Origin of the sequence: Streptomyces sp. NPDC048751 (genome assembly GCF_043198595.1) — a bacterium.
Taxonomy (GTDB): Bacteria; Actinomycetota; Actinomycetes; order Streptomycetales; family Streptomycetaceae; genus Streptomyces.
The window spans coordinates 1-15,449 of sequence record NZ_JBICUX010000032.1 but is presented as its reverse complement, the minus strand read 5'-3'; the positions used below and the strand labels follow the sequence as shown (position 1 = coordinate 15,449).

The 15,449-nt window shown below is 73.0% G+C and carries 8 protein-coding genes; 5 read left to right on the top strand and 3 right to left on the bottom strand.

Annotation, left to right across the window (positions count from 1 at the left end; genetic code table 11):
- Positions 1-662 precede the first annotated feature (662 nt).
- A complete protein-coding gene (locus ACGFNV_RS45720; protein ID WP_393631496.1) occupies positions 663-2,741 on the top strand; it encodes an asparagine synthase-related protein in 2,079 nt (692 codons plus the stop codon).
- A gap of 488 nt (positions 2,742-3,229) precedes the next feature.
- On the top strand, positions 3,230-6,565 hold the full coding sequence (locus tag ACGFNV_RS45715; RefSeq protein WP_393631494.1) for a BTAD domain-containing putative transcriptional regulator: 3,336 nt from the start codon (positions 3,230-3,232) through the stop codon (positions 6,563-6,565).
- Here ACGFNV_RS45715 and ACGFNV_RS45710 read toward each other — a convergent pair.
- Both ACGFNV_RS45710 and ACGFNV_RS45705 read right to left on the bottom strand, forming a co-directional pair.
- Entirely contained in the window at positions 6,552-8,462 is a 1,911-nt protein-coding gene (locus ACGFNV_RS45710) for a sigma-70 family RNA polymerase sigma factor (protein WP_393631493.1), read from the bottom strand. The two genes, ACGFNV_RS45715 and ACGFNV_RS45710, sit on opposite strands and share 14 nt — an antisense overlap.
- 128 nt (positions 8,463-8,590) lie before the next feature.
- Positions 8,591-9,373, bottom strand: coding sequence for a TetR/AcrR family transcriptional regulator (locus ACGFNV_RS45705; protein ID WP_393631491.1), 783 nt, complete (start codon positions 9,371-9,373; stop codon positions 8,591-8,593).
- A gap of 376 nt (positions 9,374-9,749) precedes the next feature.
- On the opposite strand from ACGFNV_RS45705, the gene ACGFNV_RS45700 reads away from it, so the two are divergent.
- Together ACGFNV_RS45700 and ACGFNV_RS45695 are read left to right on the top strand one after the other, a co-directional pair.
- Positions 9,750-11,117: an NAD(P)/FAD-dependent oxidoreductase gene (locus ACGFNV_RS45700; protein ID WP_393631489.1), complete on the top strand. Its 1,368-nt coding sequence runs from the start codon at positions 9,750-9,752 to the stop codon at positions 11,115-11,117.
- A gap of 229 nt (positions 11,118-11,346) precedes the next feature.
- On the top strand, positions 11,347-12,993 hold the full coding sequence (locus tag ACGFNV_RS45695; protein ID WP_393631487.1) for a SpoIIE family protein phosphatase: 1,647 nt from the start codon (positions 11,347-11,349) through the stop codon (positions 12,991-12,993).
- A gap of 31 nt (positions 12,994-13,024) precedes the next feature.
- On the opposite strand, the gene ACGFNV_RS45690 is transcribed toward ACGFNV_RS45695, so the two are convergent.
- The gene (locus tag ACGFNV_RS45690) at positions 13,025-14,287 is read right to left on the bottom strand and encodes an MFS transporter (RefSeq protein WP_393631535.1); all 1,263 of its coding nucleotides are present in this window, start codon (positions 14,285-14,287) and stop codon (positions 13,025-13,027) included.
- Between the two features lie 152 nt (positions 14,288-14,439).
- On the opposite strand from ACGFNV_RS45690, the gene ACGFNV_RS45685 reads away from it, so the two are divergent.
- A complete protein-coding gene (locus ACGFNV_RS45685) occupies positions 14,440-14,991 on the top strand; it encodes a MarR family transcriptional regulator (protein ID WP_133927841.1) in 552 nt (183 codons plus the stop codon).
- Positions 14,992-15,449 lie beyond the last annotated feature (458 nt).

The following is a 15,449-nucleotide window of genomic DNA, read 5'->3' as shown; positions in this document are numbered from 1 at the left end:
CACGCGGCATTCGTAAACCCAGCGTAGTTCGCCGCATCCCAAGCGTTAAGGGGCATTCTTCCGGATGGCGGGATTGTGGTCCGTACTGAAGTACGGACTCACCTACGCACGGTTGCCGCGTGCTCCCGTTGTGTGGCTGTGCGCCCGGCCGTGCGCTCTTCTCCGGCCACCGGGGGAGCGGTTCCATGGGCCGTGCGTGGGTCGGCCCGCTGTACTGGATCCGGTGGGCTGGGGGACACCGCCGCCTACATCCCCGCGGGCGGCGGACCGGTCCGGGAGGTGCGTTTCGCCTCCCGGGCTGCGCGCCCGTCGCGTGGCGCAGGGCATGTACGGAGCGTGCACGGAGCGTGCGCGCGCCCGCCTCGACGATCGCCGCATGCCCTCGATTTGGCCGAAAACAGACCCTTCCCTTCGTATGGGATTACCGCTCCCACCATGGGAGTTGAGGGCGCGAAGGGCGTTTTCGGGGAGCGTACCGGGGGCGCATTCGAGTCGAAGTCACCGCCTCCCGCCTGGGTGTTCGGGCCGACGAGACGGCGCGGACCGGCTGACACTTCCTGGATCACAAGCGGCTCCGCCGCCCCTCTGTGAGGCGTTCTTCGTGGCAGCATGGTGAACCGTTCGTACGGAGCACTGGTTGTCCACAGCCTGTGGAGGCGTCGATGCGGTGGTTGGTGGGATGGAGCAGCACCGCCGCGCGAGCCGTTGAGCCCGGCGCCGCCGGCGCCACCGGGCTCGACGGCGAGACGCTGCACCCGGTCGGCTCCCAACTGCTGTGGGACGACCCCGATCCGCTGTGGGCGGTCGGCGACTGGCGCCCCGACGAGGTGCGTGTCGTCAAGGTCGACGACCAGACGCGGATCGCCGTCCTCGGTCTGTGCGGGGCCACCGACGAGCAGTTGCGGGTCGGCCTGTTCGCCGCGCGCGGCGGGGCACTTCGCCATCTGACCGCCTGGCCGGGCAGCTACACGGCCGTCGTCAAGGTGGGGCGGCGGATCACCGTCTGCGGCGATCTGGCGGGCGCGCGCCCGGTGTTCCACACCCCCTGGGCCGACGGCACGGCGTACGCGACGGCCGCGCTGCCCCTCGCGGACCTCATCGAGGCCAACCTCGACTTCGGGCACCTCGCCGCGCTCCTGGCCGCTCCCGACGTACCGGCCGCCCTCCAGGACTCCACCCCGTACGACGGCGTACGTCGCATTCCGCCGGGGCATGCGCTCATTCTGCGCGCCGGGGCGCGTGAAATCGCCGGGTACGAGCGGGTCGCCTCCCTCGCGGTGGCGGCGCCCGCGGCCGACCCGGACCGCGCGGTCGACGCCGTGCGTGACGCGCTCGTCGAGGCCGTACGGGCCCGCCTCTCCGCACCCCGGCACGTCCCCGACATCGACCCCGGGCCCGTTCCCGGGATGGGCCCCGCCGAACGGCGTGCCGCGCGCGGGATGCCGGTTCCCGGCATCGGCGCGGACCTCTCCGGCGGCCCTGCCTCCGGCACCCTGGCCCTGCTGGCGGCGGGCCTGCCCGGCAACCCCGGCACGCTCCTGGGGCACGGCACGGGCGCGGGGGAGCGCCTGCTGGCCGTCACCTTCAACGACCTGGCCGTCCCCGGCCGCGAGGCCGAGGTGGAACGCGCGGGCGCTCTCGCGGCCAACCCGCGCCTGCACCACGTCGTCGTGGCGGGCGGCGAGGAGGCCCTGCCCTACGCCGACCTGGACGGCCCGCTCACCGACGAGCCCGGCCCCTCCCTGGTGACGGCGGCCCGCCACCGCGCCCGCCTCGCCTCGGGCAGCGCCGACCACTTCACGGGGTACGGCGCCCGGCAGGTCCTGGACGCCCACCCCGCGCGCCTCGCCGACCTGCTGATGGACCGCAAACGGCGCCACCTCGTGCGCCCGGTCGCCGCGCTGGCCAAGGCGGACGGCTCGGTACTGGTCCCCGCGCGCGTGTACGGCGCGGCCCGCCGGCTGGCCCGTACGCCGTACGGGGCCGGTGTGGAGGCACTCGCCGAGCGGCTGATGCAGCGCAGGGTCGACGAGCCCACAGGTGCGGTGGGGGCGTCCCTGGCGGCGCTCACCTGGGCCAGACCCGGGCCGGCGGCGCGCTGGCTGACCGGAGAGGCACTGGCTGAAGTATCGGTTCGCCTGCAAGGGGCGACACATCGCTCAGGCGTGGGTCCGGGGCAGCGGCCCGGCGACTTCCGCGCGCGTGCGGCCCTCGCCCGGCACGCGGCGGACCTCCGCGTCCTGGAACAGGCCGCCGAGATCCGCTCGCAGCGGCTGCACGCGCCCTTCCTCGACAACCAGGTCGTACGGGCCTGCCGCGAACTCCCCGAGACGCTCCGGGTGAAGCCGGGCGCGCGGTCGGCGATCCTCCGTACGGTGCTGGAGGGCGCCGGTGTGTCCGACCTCCCGCCCGGCTGGGGCGCGCCGTCCCACGCGTCGGTGGCGGCCGCCGCCCGTACGGGGCTCAGGGTGGCCGCGGACTCGCTCATCGCGCTCTTCGACACGCCCCTGTTGGCCGAGGCGGGCCTGGTCGAGGCCCGCGTCGTCCGCAAGGCCCTGCGCTCCGCCGCCCAGGGCGAACCCCTGCCCCTCGACGGCCTCGCCGACCTCGTCTCCCTCGAACTCTGGCTCCGCCGCCTCCTCTCCCGCCGAGGCACCTGCTGGACCGGCACACCGGCACGCACGCGTGCGGTACCGGCGGGAATCTCACCACAGAGGGGGGCGCTGGCCTCCGGCGGTTAGGCCGTGGAAGGGTGCGGCTCGGCCGCGGTGACCGTCCCTGGGGGCTTCCGCCCCCAGCCCCCCGCTTCGGCCTGAACGGCCTGCGCCGGACGGGCTGGAGGATGCTGACCTGCGCTCGCCAGTGGCCACCGCTCAGTCTGAGCCGCGGGCAGTCGTGCCGCTGGGGCGATGGGGGTCCCCCGCTCGAGCGAAGCCGAGAGTGGGGGAGGGTGGGCGCGGGCGGCAACCCGTTGGCGCCGGGTTGCGCGACCGTCCTGCCTCAGCAGCAGCGCCGGGCGCGGTGACCGTCCCTGGGGGCTGCCGCCCCCAGCCCCCCGCTTCGGCCTGAACGGCCTGCGCCGGACGGGCTGGAGGATGCTGACCTGCGCTTGCCGGCGCCGCTCCTCGGCGTCAGCCGCGGGCAGCACCCGTCAGCGCCGGGCGCCCCGCGAAACCCCTGGCCCGGCAAACCCCGTGCCTCACCCCTCCGCCCCGGCGACAATGACCCGATGCGGTACAGAATCCTGGGCGTCACCCAGGCGCAGGACACCCAGGGCGCGGACGTCCCCCTCCCCGGAGCCCGGCTCCGTGCCCTCCTCACCGCGCTGGCCCTGCGCCCCGACCGCGCCACCACCCCCGAAACCCTCATCGACGAGATCTGGGCCGAGGACCCGCCCCAGGACGCCCCCGCCGCCCTCCAAGCCCTCGTCGGCCGGCTCCGCCGCGCCCTCGGCAAGGACGCCATCACCTCCGAGCCCGGCGGCTACCGCCTGACCGCGACACCGGACGACGTCGACCTCTTCGTATTCGAGCGCCTGGTTCGCCAGGGCACCACGGCCCTGCACGACCACGCCGACGCCTCCACCGCCGCCCGCCACCTCGCCCACGCCCTCGCCCTGTGGCGCGGCCCCGCCCTGGCCGACCTCCCGGACCGCAGCGCCGCCACCCGTCCCGACGCCCTGCGCCTGGAGGCGACCCGCACCCACGCGGAGGCGGAGCTGCGACTGGGCCGCGCCCAGCACGTCGTACCGCACCTGACGGAACTCACTGCGGCGCACCCCTACGACGAACCGCTGCACGCCCTCCTCGTCCGCGCCCTGCGCGACACCGGCCGCAACGCGGAAGCGCTCGCCGCGTACGAGACCGCCCGCCGGGCCCTCGCCGACGGCCTGGGCACCGACCCAGGAGCGGAACTCCGCGCCCTGCACGAGGAATTGCTCAAAGGGACGACCCCCGGCCCGGCGACCGCGCCACCCCGACCGGCACCGGCATCGGCACCGGCACGGCTCATGGCCCCCCGACTCCCGGAACCGCAGGGCAACATCCGTCCGCGTCTTACCTCTTTCGTGGGCCGGGAACCCGAACTCGACGCCATCCGTTCCGAATTGCACAGGACCCGCCTCGTCACCCTCGTCGGACCGGGCGGCTCCGGGAAGACCCGCCTCGCCGAAGAGGCCGCCGCCGGCCTGCCGCAGGCGTGGCTGGCCGAGCTCGCACCGCTCGACCGGCCGGAGGCGGTGCCAGGCGCGGTGGTCAGCGCGCTCGGTCTGCGCGAGACCGTGCTGCTGACCAACGACCTGGCGCCCCCGCAGGACGACCCCGTCGCCCTGCTCGTCGAGTACTGCGCCCTGCGCAGCCCGCTCCTGATCCTTGACAACTGCGAACATGTCATCGACGCGGCCGCCGGCCTCGCCGAGACCCTGCTGACCCGCTGCCCGGGGCTCACGATCCTCGCCACCAGCCGTGAACCCCTGGGCGTCCCCGGCGAGTCGGTCCGCCCGGTCGAGCCCCTCGTCCCCGACCAGGCGCACCGCCTCTTCACGGAGCGCGCGACCGCCGTCCGTCCCGACGCGGCCGCCGTGCTCCGCGACGAGGAGGCGGTGGCGGAGATCTGCCGGCGCCTCGACGGGCTGCCGCTCGCCATCGAGCTGGCGGCCGCCCGCCTGCGGCTGCTCACCCCGCGCCAGATCGCCGACCGCCTCGACGACCGGTTCCGCCTCCTCACCTCCGGAAGCCGCACGGTCCTGCCCCGCCAGCAGACCCTGCGCGCGGTCGTCGACTGGTCCTGGGACCTGCTCGACGAGCGGGAGCGGACGGTGCTGCGCGAGGTGTCCGTCTTCGCGGGCGGCTGGGACCTGGAGGCCGCCGAGGCCGTGTGCACCGGCCCGGCCGCGGACCTCATCGGGGCGCTCGTCGACAAGTCCCTGGTCGTGGCCGCCCCCTCCGCGCGGGACGGCGGCGGCATGCGGTACCGCATGCTGGAGACCATCCACGAGTACGCCACCGAGCGCGCCGCCGAGACCCCCGAGCTGCGCGCCACAGCCGAACGGCGGCACCGCGCGTGGGCACGCGCCCTCGTGGAGCGGGCCGAGCCGCTGCTGCGGTCCGCGGAGCAGCTCCCGTGGATCGCCCGCCTGGAGACCGAGCTGGACAACATCCGCGCCGCCCTCGCCCGGTCCCTCACCTCCCGCGACGAGACCGAGGCCACGGCTCTCGCCCTCGCCATGGGCTGGTTCTGGTGGCTGCGCAACTACCGCCACGAGGGCGCGGAATGGGTCGAGCGCATCCTGCGCCTGGGAGTCTCCCTGGACACCTCCCCGGGGGACACCTCCCCCGGGGAGACCCTGGACCCGTTGGACCCCATCGACGCCTTCTTCACCGCCCCCGAGCAGGACGCGTCCCACCCCCTGCACGGCACGCGCATGGACCTGCACATGTTGTCCCTCTTCCTGACCTCGGAGTCCCCGTCGAAGGACGTGGAGGAGGACCCCCGATACCCGCAGTACGTCGCCCGCGTGCGCGCCCACTACGAGCGGGGCGGTCCGCAGGCGGCCCGGATGCCGGGGATGACCTGGCCGCTGATGGCCTTGTACCGGCGGGGCTCGGAGGACGTACGGCCCGCCCTGGACGCGGCGGTCGCCAACTGCCGTGCGTACGGCGACGACTGGTCGATCGGCGCCACCCTGATGATGCGGACCCACATGGTCGTCGACTCACCCGGCGGTATGCGCGGTGTCGACGACGACCTCGCCGAGCTGCGCGAGCTCAGCCGACGGGTCGGTGACCGCTGGATGTGGGCCCAGGTGTGCAGCGCGGCCGGTGAGGCGGCCATGGGCCGCAGCCGCTTCGAGGAGGCGGAGCGGGAGTACCGCGAGGCGCTGCGGCTCGCCTACGAGGTCGGCGCCTACGCCGAGTCGCCGTTCCTCATCGCCCGGCTCGCCGAGATCGCCTTCCGTGCCGGTGACCGCCCCGCCGCCCTGGCCGCGCTGGACGAGGCCGACGCCGCCTCCGACCGCTACGGCGTGATCGACTCCCGGGCGTTCGTCCTGCTCCTACGGTGCCAGTTGGCTTTGGAGGACCAGGACACCGCCCTGGCGCGCGAGTTGTGCGACGCGGCCCAGGAGGAGACGGTGCGGGGCACGCCGCCGCCCCAGTTCATCGCGGCGCTGGGCCTGCTCGACGCGCTGGTCACGGCCGCCGAACGCGGCCCGGCGCAGGGGCTGCCGATGCTCGCCGACGTGCTGCGGCAAGCCGTGGCCGACTGGTGTTCCGAGGCGGTCATGGCCGCGATCGTGGACAGTACGGCGTCTCTGCTGGCCCGGCTCGGTGACCTCCCGCGCGCGGTCCGCCTGCACGCGGCGGGCGACCGGCTGCGCGGCGGCCATCCGCGCCCCATGCCGGAGCGGGCGGAGGCCGAGCGGACGGAGGAGGCGGCCCTCGTGGCCCTGGGCGCCGAGCGTGTCGAGGCCGAGCGCACCAGGGGTGCGGACCTCGGCGTGAAGGGCGCCCTGCGCGAACTCGCCGAGGCGGTGCGGGAGCACCCCGCCGGTGCTACGAGCAGGTGAACCGCGCGTCCGCCCAGTCCGCGAGCGCCGCGGGGTCGAAGGGCCTGCTGTGCGGCTCGACGACCAGCCGTACCGTGCTGTGCCCGGTGAGGTTCACATGGACGGGCACGGCCGGGTCCCCGCCCTTGATCATCCCGGACTTCCACAGCCGGGCCCCGTCCGCGTACACGGAGAAGTACACCTTGCCGAGCTTCGACGTCAGGTCGTCGACGCCGACCAGCGCGTCGTAGGAGGAGCACGCTCGGTTGAGGTCGACGGTGACGGAGGACTCGCCGTGCACGGTCACCCCGCGCGCGTACCGTCGGCCGTCGATCGACAGTCCGTACCGCTGCCACACCCAACTGCTCGCCGCGAACCGCATCTCGGGCTTGGTGCCATCGCCCGTGACGTCGTACGACAGCTCGCTCCACTGGTAGACGACCGGGGCGGGTGGCGGCGGGGCCGCGGGAGTGGGGGCCGGGGGCGGGGTCGGGGTGGGCGCAGGGGTGGATGTGTGGCTCGGAGTCGGAGTCGGAGTCGGCTTCGGTTCCGTCTTCGGCGGCTTCGGTCCCGTCTTCGGGGTGGGTGAGGACGCCTGCGGGGGCGCGGGCTTCTGCCCCGGCGTGCGGGAGGGCGTCGGCGTCGGCGTCGGGCTCTGCGCCAGCACCACGGGCTGCGGCTGCGACTGCCGCTGCACAGGCGCAGGCGGAACCGAGAGCTTCGCCAGGGGCGTCGACGGTTGCGGCTGAGGTCGGACGACCGGCGCGGACGCGGGCGGCTTGGCCACCGGTTTCCCGGCCTGGCCGTCGTCGCCGATGAGCGCCAGGGCCGCCGCCGTGGCCGCGACGGCGACGACACCGGCCGCGATACCGGCCTTCACCGGCGCTGCCAGGCCCTCCGTCGCCAGCGCGCCGCCGCCGGCGCCCGCCCCGCCGGACGCGCCGCCGCCCGCCGCGGCCGCTCCGGCCACGCCGGCCGCTCCCGCCCCGGCTCCGCCGGCGATGAGCGCCAGCGCCTTGGCGTACCCGGCGGCACCGAACCAGCCGATGACCGCGATCGGCACGACCGCGGGGATGCTGCCGGCGACCTCCTCGATCTGCAGTGCGGCAAGGCGGCACTTGGCGCACTCCTCCAGGTGCTTGCGCAGCCCCCGCTCGGCACGGGTGCGCAGCCTGCGCCGGGCATAGGTGCCGAGCTGGTCGGCGTAGCGCGCGCACTCCTCGTCGCCGGTGAGCCTGTCGCTGACGTGGGCCTGCAGATAGGCCTGCTTGAGGCCCTCGCGGGCGCGGCTGGCGAGCACGCGCGTGCCGTTGGCGTCGAGGCCGAACAGCACCGCGACCTCGCTCGGCGACTCGTCCTCGACCTCGGTGTGCCACAGCACGGCCTGCCAGCGTTCGGGCAGCGAGCGGAAGGCCCGCATGGCCATCGACTGCTCGGCCTCGTGCATCGCGCGTACGTCGGCGCCCAGGTCGAGCGTGTCGCCGTCGGCCGTCGGCGCGGACCGTGCCGCGTGCGTGGCGAACACCGCGAAGTCGTCGACGAGCTGCTCGCGCCGCGCCGACCGTGTCCACTGGGCGGCGACCCGCCGGACGGAGGTGAGCAGATAGGCGCGTACGGCGTGCTCGGGGCCCGAGCCGCCGCGTACCGCCTGGAGCATGCGGGCGAAGACCTCGGCGGTGAGGTCGTCGGCGGTGTGGGCGTCACGGCAGCAGGTGCGCGCGTACCGGCGCACGGCGTCCGCGTGGCGCCGGTACAGCTCCTCGTACGCCGTGTCGTCGCCCGAGCGCATCCGGCCGATCAGCTCGGCGTCGGAGGACGGCAGCGTCCGCCTGCCCTGACTGGGCACCTGCGGTGTGGTCAGGCCGCCGACCTCCGCGTCACCGTCATCGAGTGACCCGTCCCGCCCGTGAACGCTCATCGCGGAAAGCCCCCGCCGCCAGACCAACCAGTCCCGAACACCGGGTCAGAGTGCCACATGGCCGGCCTTCGCGGCGGCTGGAACGGGGTGGTGGTGCGTGGGCGGTGCGGTGCCCACGCACCCGTGTCTCACGCCGGCCGCGACCGCAGTCCCTCCAGCAGGATGTCCAGCAGTCGCGCCGAGGCCGCCGCCTGCTGGGCCGCGTCCGGCAGCGAAGGCGCCGCCGTCGCGATCACCAGCAGTACGTCCGACACCGACACGTCGGTCCGCAGCTCACCCGCCGCGCGTGCCCGCTCCACGAGCTGGCCCACGACCTCGAGCAGTGCCGCCGCCCCGGTGTCGTCGTCCGCGGCGACCGACGACGAAGCGCTCTCCTCCTTCTGCACCAGCCGAAGCTCGCCGCCGCCCGGCTGGGTCCGCTGCTGCGGCACCCGCGCCGTGTCGAACGAGGCGCCGTCCGCGCCGTCTTCGGAGACCCCGACCCTGAGCACCTGGGGCGGCAGCAGCCGCCCGGCACCCGAGGCCACCGACGTCCGCAGGAAGCGCGACAGCGCCGACCACGGCTCGTCCTCCTGCCCGAGCGCCGTACGCGCCTGGTCGGTCAGCCGGGAGGTCTCCTCCTCGGCTATCCGCCGCACCAGGACGTCCTTGCTCGGAAAGCGCCGGTACACCGTGCCGACGCCGACCCGCGCGCGCCGCGCCACGTCCTCCATCGGCGCGCCGTATCCCAGCTCGCCGAAGACCTCGCGCGCCGCACGCAGTACGTGCTCCAGGTTGCGCTGTGCGTCCACGCGCAGCGGCGTCGTGCGCGGTGCCTCACCGCGTCCGTTGTGCGCCGCCGCGCTGATCACCGCTCCGCCGCCCGATACGACGGCGGATGCGGACGACCAATGAGAATCCTGAATATGCATGAATGATCCCCCGGTAATGACGTCTCCCCCCGGAGACTCTCCCCGCCATTGAACGCACGGGGCGCGTGGATCATGCCCGATTCCCGAGGCCGCCCGTCGCGGTCTCGACGAGCCATCCCCCTACACCCCGTCGACACACGAACATAGTTGAGAGGGAGTCAATTCAGAAGGGGCACGTTCCGCACGGAGCGCCCCCCGATCGGAGTACGGGTCGCATACATCCCGATTACTCCCCTTCTCGCCCCTCGGTGCACCCCCTCTGACCTGCGGATCTTCCCTGTACGCTCGTAATTCGGCCAACCCTGCGCACATCAGATCGCCGGTCACACAAATTGTCGGGGCTGTGGACAAACGCCGACGCCGGGTGCGTCATGGGATGGTGAAGGAACGCGCGCGCATTCTCGTTGTCGGCGGCGGCTACGTCGGGATGTACACGGCCCTGCGGCTCCAGCGGAAGCTGAAACAGGAACTGGCCCGGGGCGACGCGGAGATCACCGTGGTCACACCCGACCCGTACATGACGTACCAGCCGTTCCTCCCCGAGGCGGCCGCGGGCTCCATCTCCCCTCGCCACGTCGTCGTGCCGCTGCGCCGCGTCCTGTCCCACTGCCACGTCATCGTCGGCGAGGCCACCGCCGTCGACCACGCCAAGCGCACCGCCACCGTGACCACCCTCGCCACCGAGGAGGAGGGCACCGGCGCCCTCCGGCTGTCGTACGACGAACTCGTCCTCGCGCCCGGCTCCGTCTCGCGCACCCTGCCCATCCCCGGCCTCGCCGAGCACGCCATCGGCTTCAAGACGGTCGAGGAGGCCATCGGGCTGCGCAACCACGTCATCGAGCAGATGGACATCGCCTCCTCCACCCGCGACCCCGCGATCCGTGACGCGGCCCTCACCTTCGTCTTCGTCGGCGGCGGCTACGCCGGCGTGGAGGCGCTCGGCGAGCTGGAGGACATGGCCCGCTACGCCGCGCGGTACTACCACAACATCCAGCCCGAGGACATGAAGTGGATCCTCGTCGAGGCCTCCGACCGCATCCTGCCCGAGGTCGGCGAGGAGATGGGCCGCTACACGGTCACCGAGCTGCGCCGCCGCAACATCGACGTACGCCTGAACACCCGCCTGGACTCCTGCGCGGACCGGGTCGCCGTCCTCAGCGACGGCGCCCGCTTCCCGACCCGTACGGTCGTGTGGACCGCCGGCGTCAAACCCCACCCGGTGCTCGCCGCCACCGACCTGCCCCGCACCGAGCGCGGACGGCTGAAATGCACCGCCGAGCTCTCCATCGAGGGCACCACGCACGCGTGGGCCGCGGGCGACGCCGCGGCCGTCCCCGACGTCACCGCCGACGAACCCGGCAAGGAGACCGCCCCCAACGCGCAGCACGCGCTGCGCCAGGCCAGGGTCCTCGGCGACAACATCGCCCACTCCCTGCGCGGCGAACCGCTGGAGACGTACGCCCACAAATACGCCGGCTCCGTCGCCTCCCTCGGCTTCCACCAGGGCGTCGCCCAGGTCTACGGGCGCAGGCTCAAGGGCTACCCCGCCTGGTTCATGCACCGCGCCTACCACCTCAGCAGGGTGCCGACCTTCAACCGCAAGGCGCGTGTGCTCGCCGAATGGACCCTCTCCGGGCTCTTCAAGAGGGAGATCGTCTCGCTCGGATCACTCGAACACCCTCGAGCAGAGTTCGAACTGGCTGCCGGTGGAAAGCCTTCTGACGACCCGAAGGGGTCGTCCTGACCCGACCCAGGAACTCCACCGGCCGCCCCGGCGTCTGACGACTGTCGGCCCGGACGGCCGCCCTGCCAGACTGATCCCCCGAGCCCGGGCGGGCCGCCCGCCCTCCACCCCGCGAACCCACGACGCTGTTCCCAAGTGCCGCACACCCCGGCGCTGCCACCACGCGCGGTCACCGGAGCCCTGGCCCGGTCCGGAGCCGGCCGACGACGACTACACGAGGCAAGGATTCGTGAACTTCACGCGCTGGAGCGCCCGGCTCCCCGGAACGCAGCGCCGCGCAGCAGCGCGGACCGAGCACCCCGCCTCCCCCGAACGACGGGGAGAGAACTCCGTGCCCGCGGCCCGCGCCGAACAACTGACCGACGACACCACATTCGTACGGGCCGTCGACGAGCTGCCGGTCCGCGAGGTCCTCGACCGCGTCCCGGCCCTCGTCGCCCTGATCCACGGCCCCGACCACCGCCTCGCCTACGTCAACGACGCCTATGTGACCGCCTTCGGCGTACGCCCCCTCGGCGAACCGGCCCGCCACGCCCTTCCCGAGCTGCGGGAACTCGGTCTGCTCCCCCTCCTCGACCAGGTCCTGCGCAGCGGCAAGTCCCGCACCGTCAAGTCCCGCAAAGCCCCCGACGGCCGCTCCTACACCTTCACCTGCGCCCCCGTCGCCAAGAACGCCGACGGCGAGGGCGGAGTCCTCGTCTTCGCCACCGACGTCACCGACCACGCCGAGGCCGCCGAACGCCTCCGGGCCAGCGAACGCCGCCAGCGCGAGACGGCCGTCACCCTCCAGCGCTCCCTGCTCCCCCAGGAACTCGAACAGCCGGACGACCTGCGCATCGCGGCCACCTACCAGCCCGGCGGCACCGAGGCCGCGGTCGGCGGCGACTGGTACGACGTGATCACCCTCGGCGGCGGCCGCACGGCCCTGGTCATCGGCGACGTCATGGGCAGAGGCGTCCGCGCCGCCGCGGTCATGGGCCAGCTCCGCACGGCCGTGCGCGCCTACGCCCGTCTTGATCTGCCCCCGCACGAGATCCTGCAACTCCTCGACGGCCTCGCCGCCGAGATCGACGCCAACCAGATCGCCACCTGCGTGTACGCCATCCACGACCCGAACGAGGGCCGGCTGCTGTACGCCTCCGCCGGCCATCTGCCCATCCTGGTCCGCGACGAGAACGGCACGGTCCAGCGTGCCGACGAACCCACCGGCCCGCCCCTCGGCACGGGCGGCTGGATGCACGCCTCCGGCTCGATCCCGCTCGGCCCCGGCTCCACGGCCGTCCTCTATACGGACGGCCTGGTCGAACGCAGGGACGAGGACCTCGACGAGGGCATCGCCGCCCTCGAACGCGCCCTCGCCGGCGCCATGGGCACCCCCCAGGTGATCTGCGACCGCCTGGTCCGCACGGCCGGCGTCACCGCCGACCACGACGACGACGTGGCCGTCCTGGTCCTCCAGCACCCTGCCCGCACCGGTCCCGACGGCGAACTCTTCCGCAACGCCGCCCTGGAACTCCTCGGCGGAGTGGAGGCGGCCCCACGCGCGCGTGCGTTCGCCTCCGGCGTCCTCACCAGCTGGCGCTTCCCACCCGAACTGCACGACCTCGGCGTCCTGGCCGCCAGCGAACTCGTCGCCAACTCCCTCCAGCACGGCACCCCACCCATGCGCCTGCGCCTGCGCCGCACCGACCGCCGTCTGATCATCGAGGTCACCGACGGCGACGACCACCTCCCCAGGCGCCGCCGCGCGGAAGCGGGCGACGAGTCCGGCAGGGGCATCGCCATCGTGGCCACGATCGCGTCGAACTGGGGGTCGAGACGTACACCGGGAGGCGGAAAAGCGGTGTGGTGCGAGTTCGTGCTGCCGAAGGCCTAGAACCACCGGCGCGGCTACGGGCCGCGCGCCGTCAGGCCTCCGCCGACACGGACTCCGCCGCAGCCCCACCCCGAGCGACGACCCGGCTCCGAGCGACCCACGGCTGATCCTGCGCGACCGTGAGCCGCCCACCCAGCCGCACCGCCAGGAACGTGATCCCCAGCGAGAACAGCAGAAACGTCACGACATAGGGCGCGTGCAACGACGCCCCCATCGGCCCACCCACAGCCGGCCCCACCGCCAACGCCAACTGCTTCACCAGGGCGAACGCGGAGTTGTACTGCCCCGCCATCCCGGCAGGCGCCAGATCCGCCACCAGCGGAGCCACCGTCGGCGACAACATCGCCTCCCCGAGACCGAACAGCGCGTACGTCGACACGAACGCCGCCGTCGCCATCTCCTGGCTGCCGTGCCCGAGTCCCGCGTACGCCGCCGTCAGCCACGCCACGGACCAGATCAGCCCCACGGACGCGATCACCCGGGACCGCCGACGCCGCTCGACGAACCTCAGCACCGCGAACTGCGCGACGACGATCACCGCGGTGTTCGCGGCCAGCGCCGTCCCCAACGCGGACGTCGATATCCCGGCGGCCTCCACGCCGTACGCGCTCAGCCCCGACTCGAACTGGCCGTAGCAGGAGAAGAACAGCACGAACCCCAGCACGCTCAGCTGCACCATGGCCCGGTTCCCGAGGAGCTGCTTCCAGCTCCCCTTCGCCGACCCCGTGGGCGCGTCCTCGATCCGCGGCGAGTGCGGCATCCGCACCGTCGCCATCACCACGACCAGCAGCAGGAACATCGCCGCCTCGATCGCGAACAGCAGCGTGAACGACGACACGCGCGTGGCATCGACGAGATGCCCACCGATCAGCCCACCGACGCCGAGCCCCAGGTTCTGCAGGAAGAACTGCGTCGCGAACGCCCGCGACCGCGTCTCGGCCGTCGAGCAGTCCACGATCATCGTCGCGAGCGCCGGCTGCATCACGGCCTGCCCGGCCCCGAGCGCCGCCGCCGACAGCAGTACCGCCGTGGAGGTCCCCGCGAGTCCCAGGCTCAGTGACCCCAGCGCGGCGGTGACCAGGGCGGCGAGCAGCACCGGAAGCGGGCCCCGCCGCACGATCGCCCGGCCGGCGAACGGCAGCACGACCAGCGCGGCCACGGCGAAGACGGCGAGTACGAGACTCGCCGTCATGGCACCGAGCCCCCGCACCTGCGCCACATAGACGTACAGGTAGGGGACGGTGAAACCGAGCCCGAACGCGCTGAGTGCGTTGCCCACGTGGATCCGGCGCATCGCTGCGCCCTTCGCCCTGGTCACGTTCACCTCTCTCGAGTAGTTGAAGTGCCTCAGTAGTTAGGACTGAAGACTTCGAAGCTAAAGTTAGAAGCTAAACGGTACACCTCGAAGGACTTCAACGCCAAGCGACCTCATGCCATACTTCGGGCATGGGCGACACCCCCGGCAGCCTCAGTGAGCCGACACTCGAAGCGCAGATCGCCGCCTACCAGCGCGAGTTCCAGGACCTCGACCCCCAGGTCGAGCAGATCGTCTCGGCGCTCTCCCGCCTGAACCGCCGTATGAACGTCGCCTACGGCCGCCAGACCGCCGCCCTCGGCATCAGCAACGCCGAGTGGGAGGTCCTCAAGGAGCTCGTCCTCTCCGGCGCCCCCTATCGCATGGGCCCCAGCGACATCGCCAAGCGCCTCGGCCTGACGCCGGCCGCGATGACCCACCGGATCGACCGCATGGTTACGGAGGGGTTGGTTACCCGAGAACGGGACGAGGCCAATCGGGTCCGCGTCATCGTCGAGCTGACACCGGAGGGACGCGAGAAGTGGCTGCAGGCAATGCGCCTGGCGACGGTCTTCGAGGAGGACCTCCTCCAGGACCTGTCACCGGGCGAGCGCGCGGTCCTCGGCGAGGTGCTGACCAGGCTCCTTCGCCGGGTGGAGGACGCGCAGCCGGACTCCGGCGGACGCCTCAGCGACCTCGACTGAGACCCGGCCGCGCCCTCGGCTGAAGCGCCCGAAAAGATCTTGACAGCGGGCACTTGACAGCCCCTTCGGGGATCCGTAGAGTTCTTCGGGTTGTCGGAGAGCCGTAACGGTTCTGCGGCACCACTCCCGCCGCCTCGTGCGGCAACCAAACCAGCAGAACGATCACTCCTGACGGGGTGAATTCGGCGTGCCCGAATTCAATTCGCTCGGGAGCTCGGCCGCTTTCGATCGCGTCGAACGACTCGATTGGGAAACGCCGGGAGGATCCGCTAAGGTTTGAGACGTCGGAACGGCCCAACAGCCGGGAAGGCAACCCCCCTCTGACGGGGAATCAGGGCCGAAAGGATCTGATAGAGTCGGAACCGCCGGAAAGGGAAACGCGAGAGCGGGAACCTGGAAAGCACCGAGGAAATCGGATCGGAAAAAGATCTGATAGAGTCGGAAACGCAAGACCGAAG

Excerpts from the sequence above, each read along its gene's own strand:
- ACGFNV_RS45720 (WP_393631496.1), top strand. The coding sequence starts at position 663 with ATGCGGTGGTTGGTGGGATGGAGCAGCACCGCCGCGCGAGCCGTTGAG.
- ACGFNV_RS45715 (WP_393631494.1), top strand. The coding sequence starts at position 3,230 with ATGCGGTACAGAATCCTGGGCGTCACCCAGGCGCAGGACACCCAGGGC.
- ACGFNV_RS45710 (WP_393631493.1), bottom strand. The coding sequence starts at position 8,462 with ATGAGCGTTCACGGGCGGGACGGGTCACTCGATGACGGTGACGCGGAG.
- ACGFNV_RS45705 (WP_393631491.1), bottom strand. The coding sequence starts at position 9,373 with ATGCATATTCAGGATTCTCATTGGTCGTCCGCATCCGCCGTCGTATCG.
- ACGFNV_RS45700 (WP_393631489.1), top strand. The coding sequence starts at position 9,750 with ATGGTGAAGGAACGCGCGCGCATTCTCGTTGTCGGCGGCGGCTACGTC.
- ACGFNV_RS45690 (WP_393631535.1), bottom strand. The coding sequence starts at position 14,287 with ATGCGCCGGATCCACGTGGGCAACGCACTCAGCGCGTTCGGGCTCGGT.
- ACGFNV_RS45685 (WP_133927841.1), top strand. The coding sequence starts at position 14,440 with ATGGGCGACACCCCCGGCAGCCTCAGTGAGCCGACACTCGAAGCGCAG.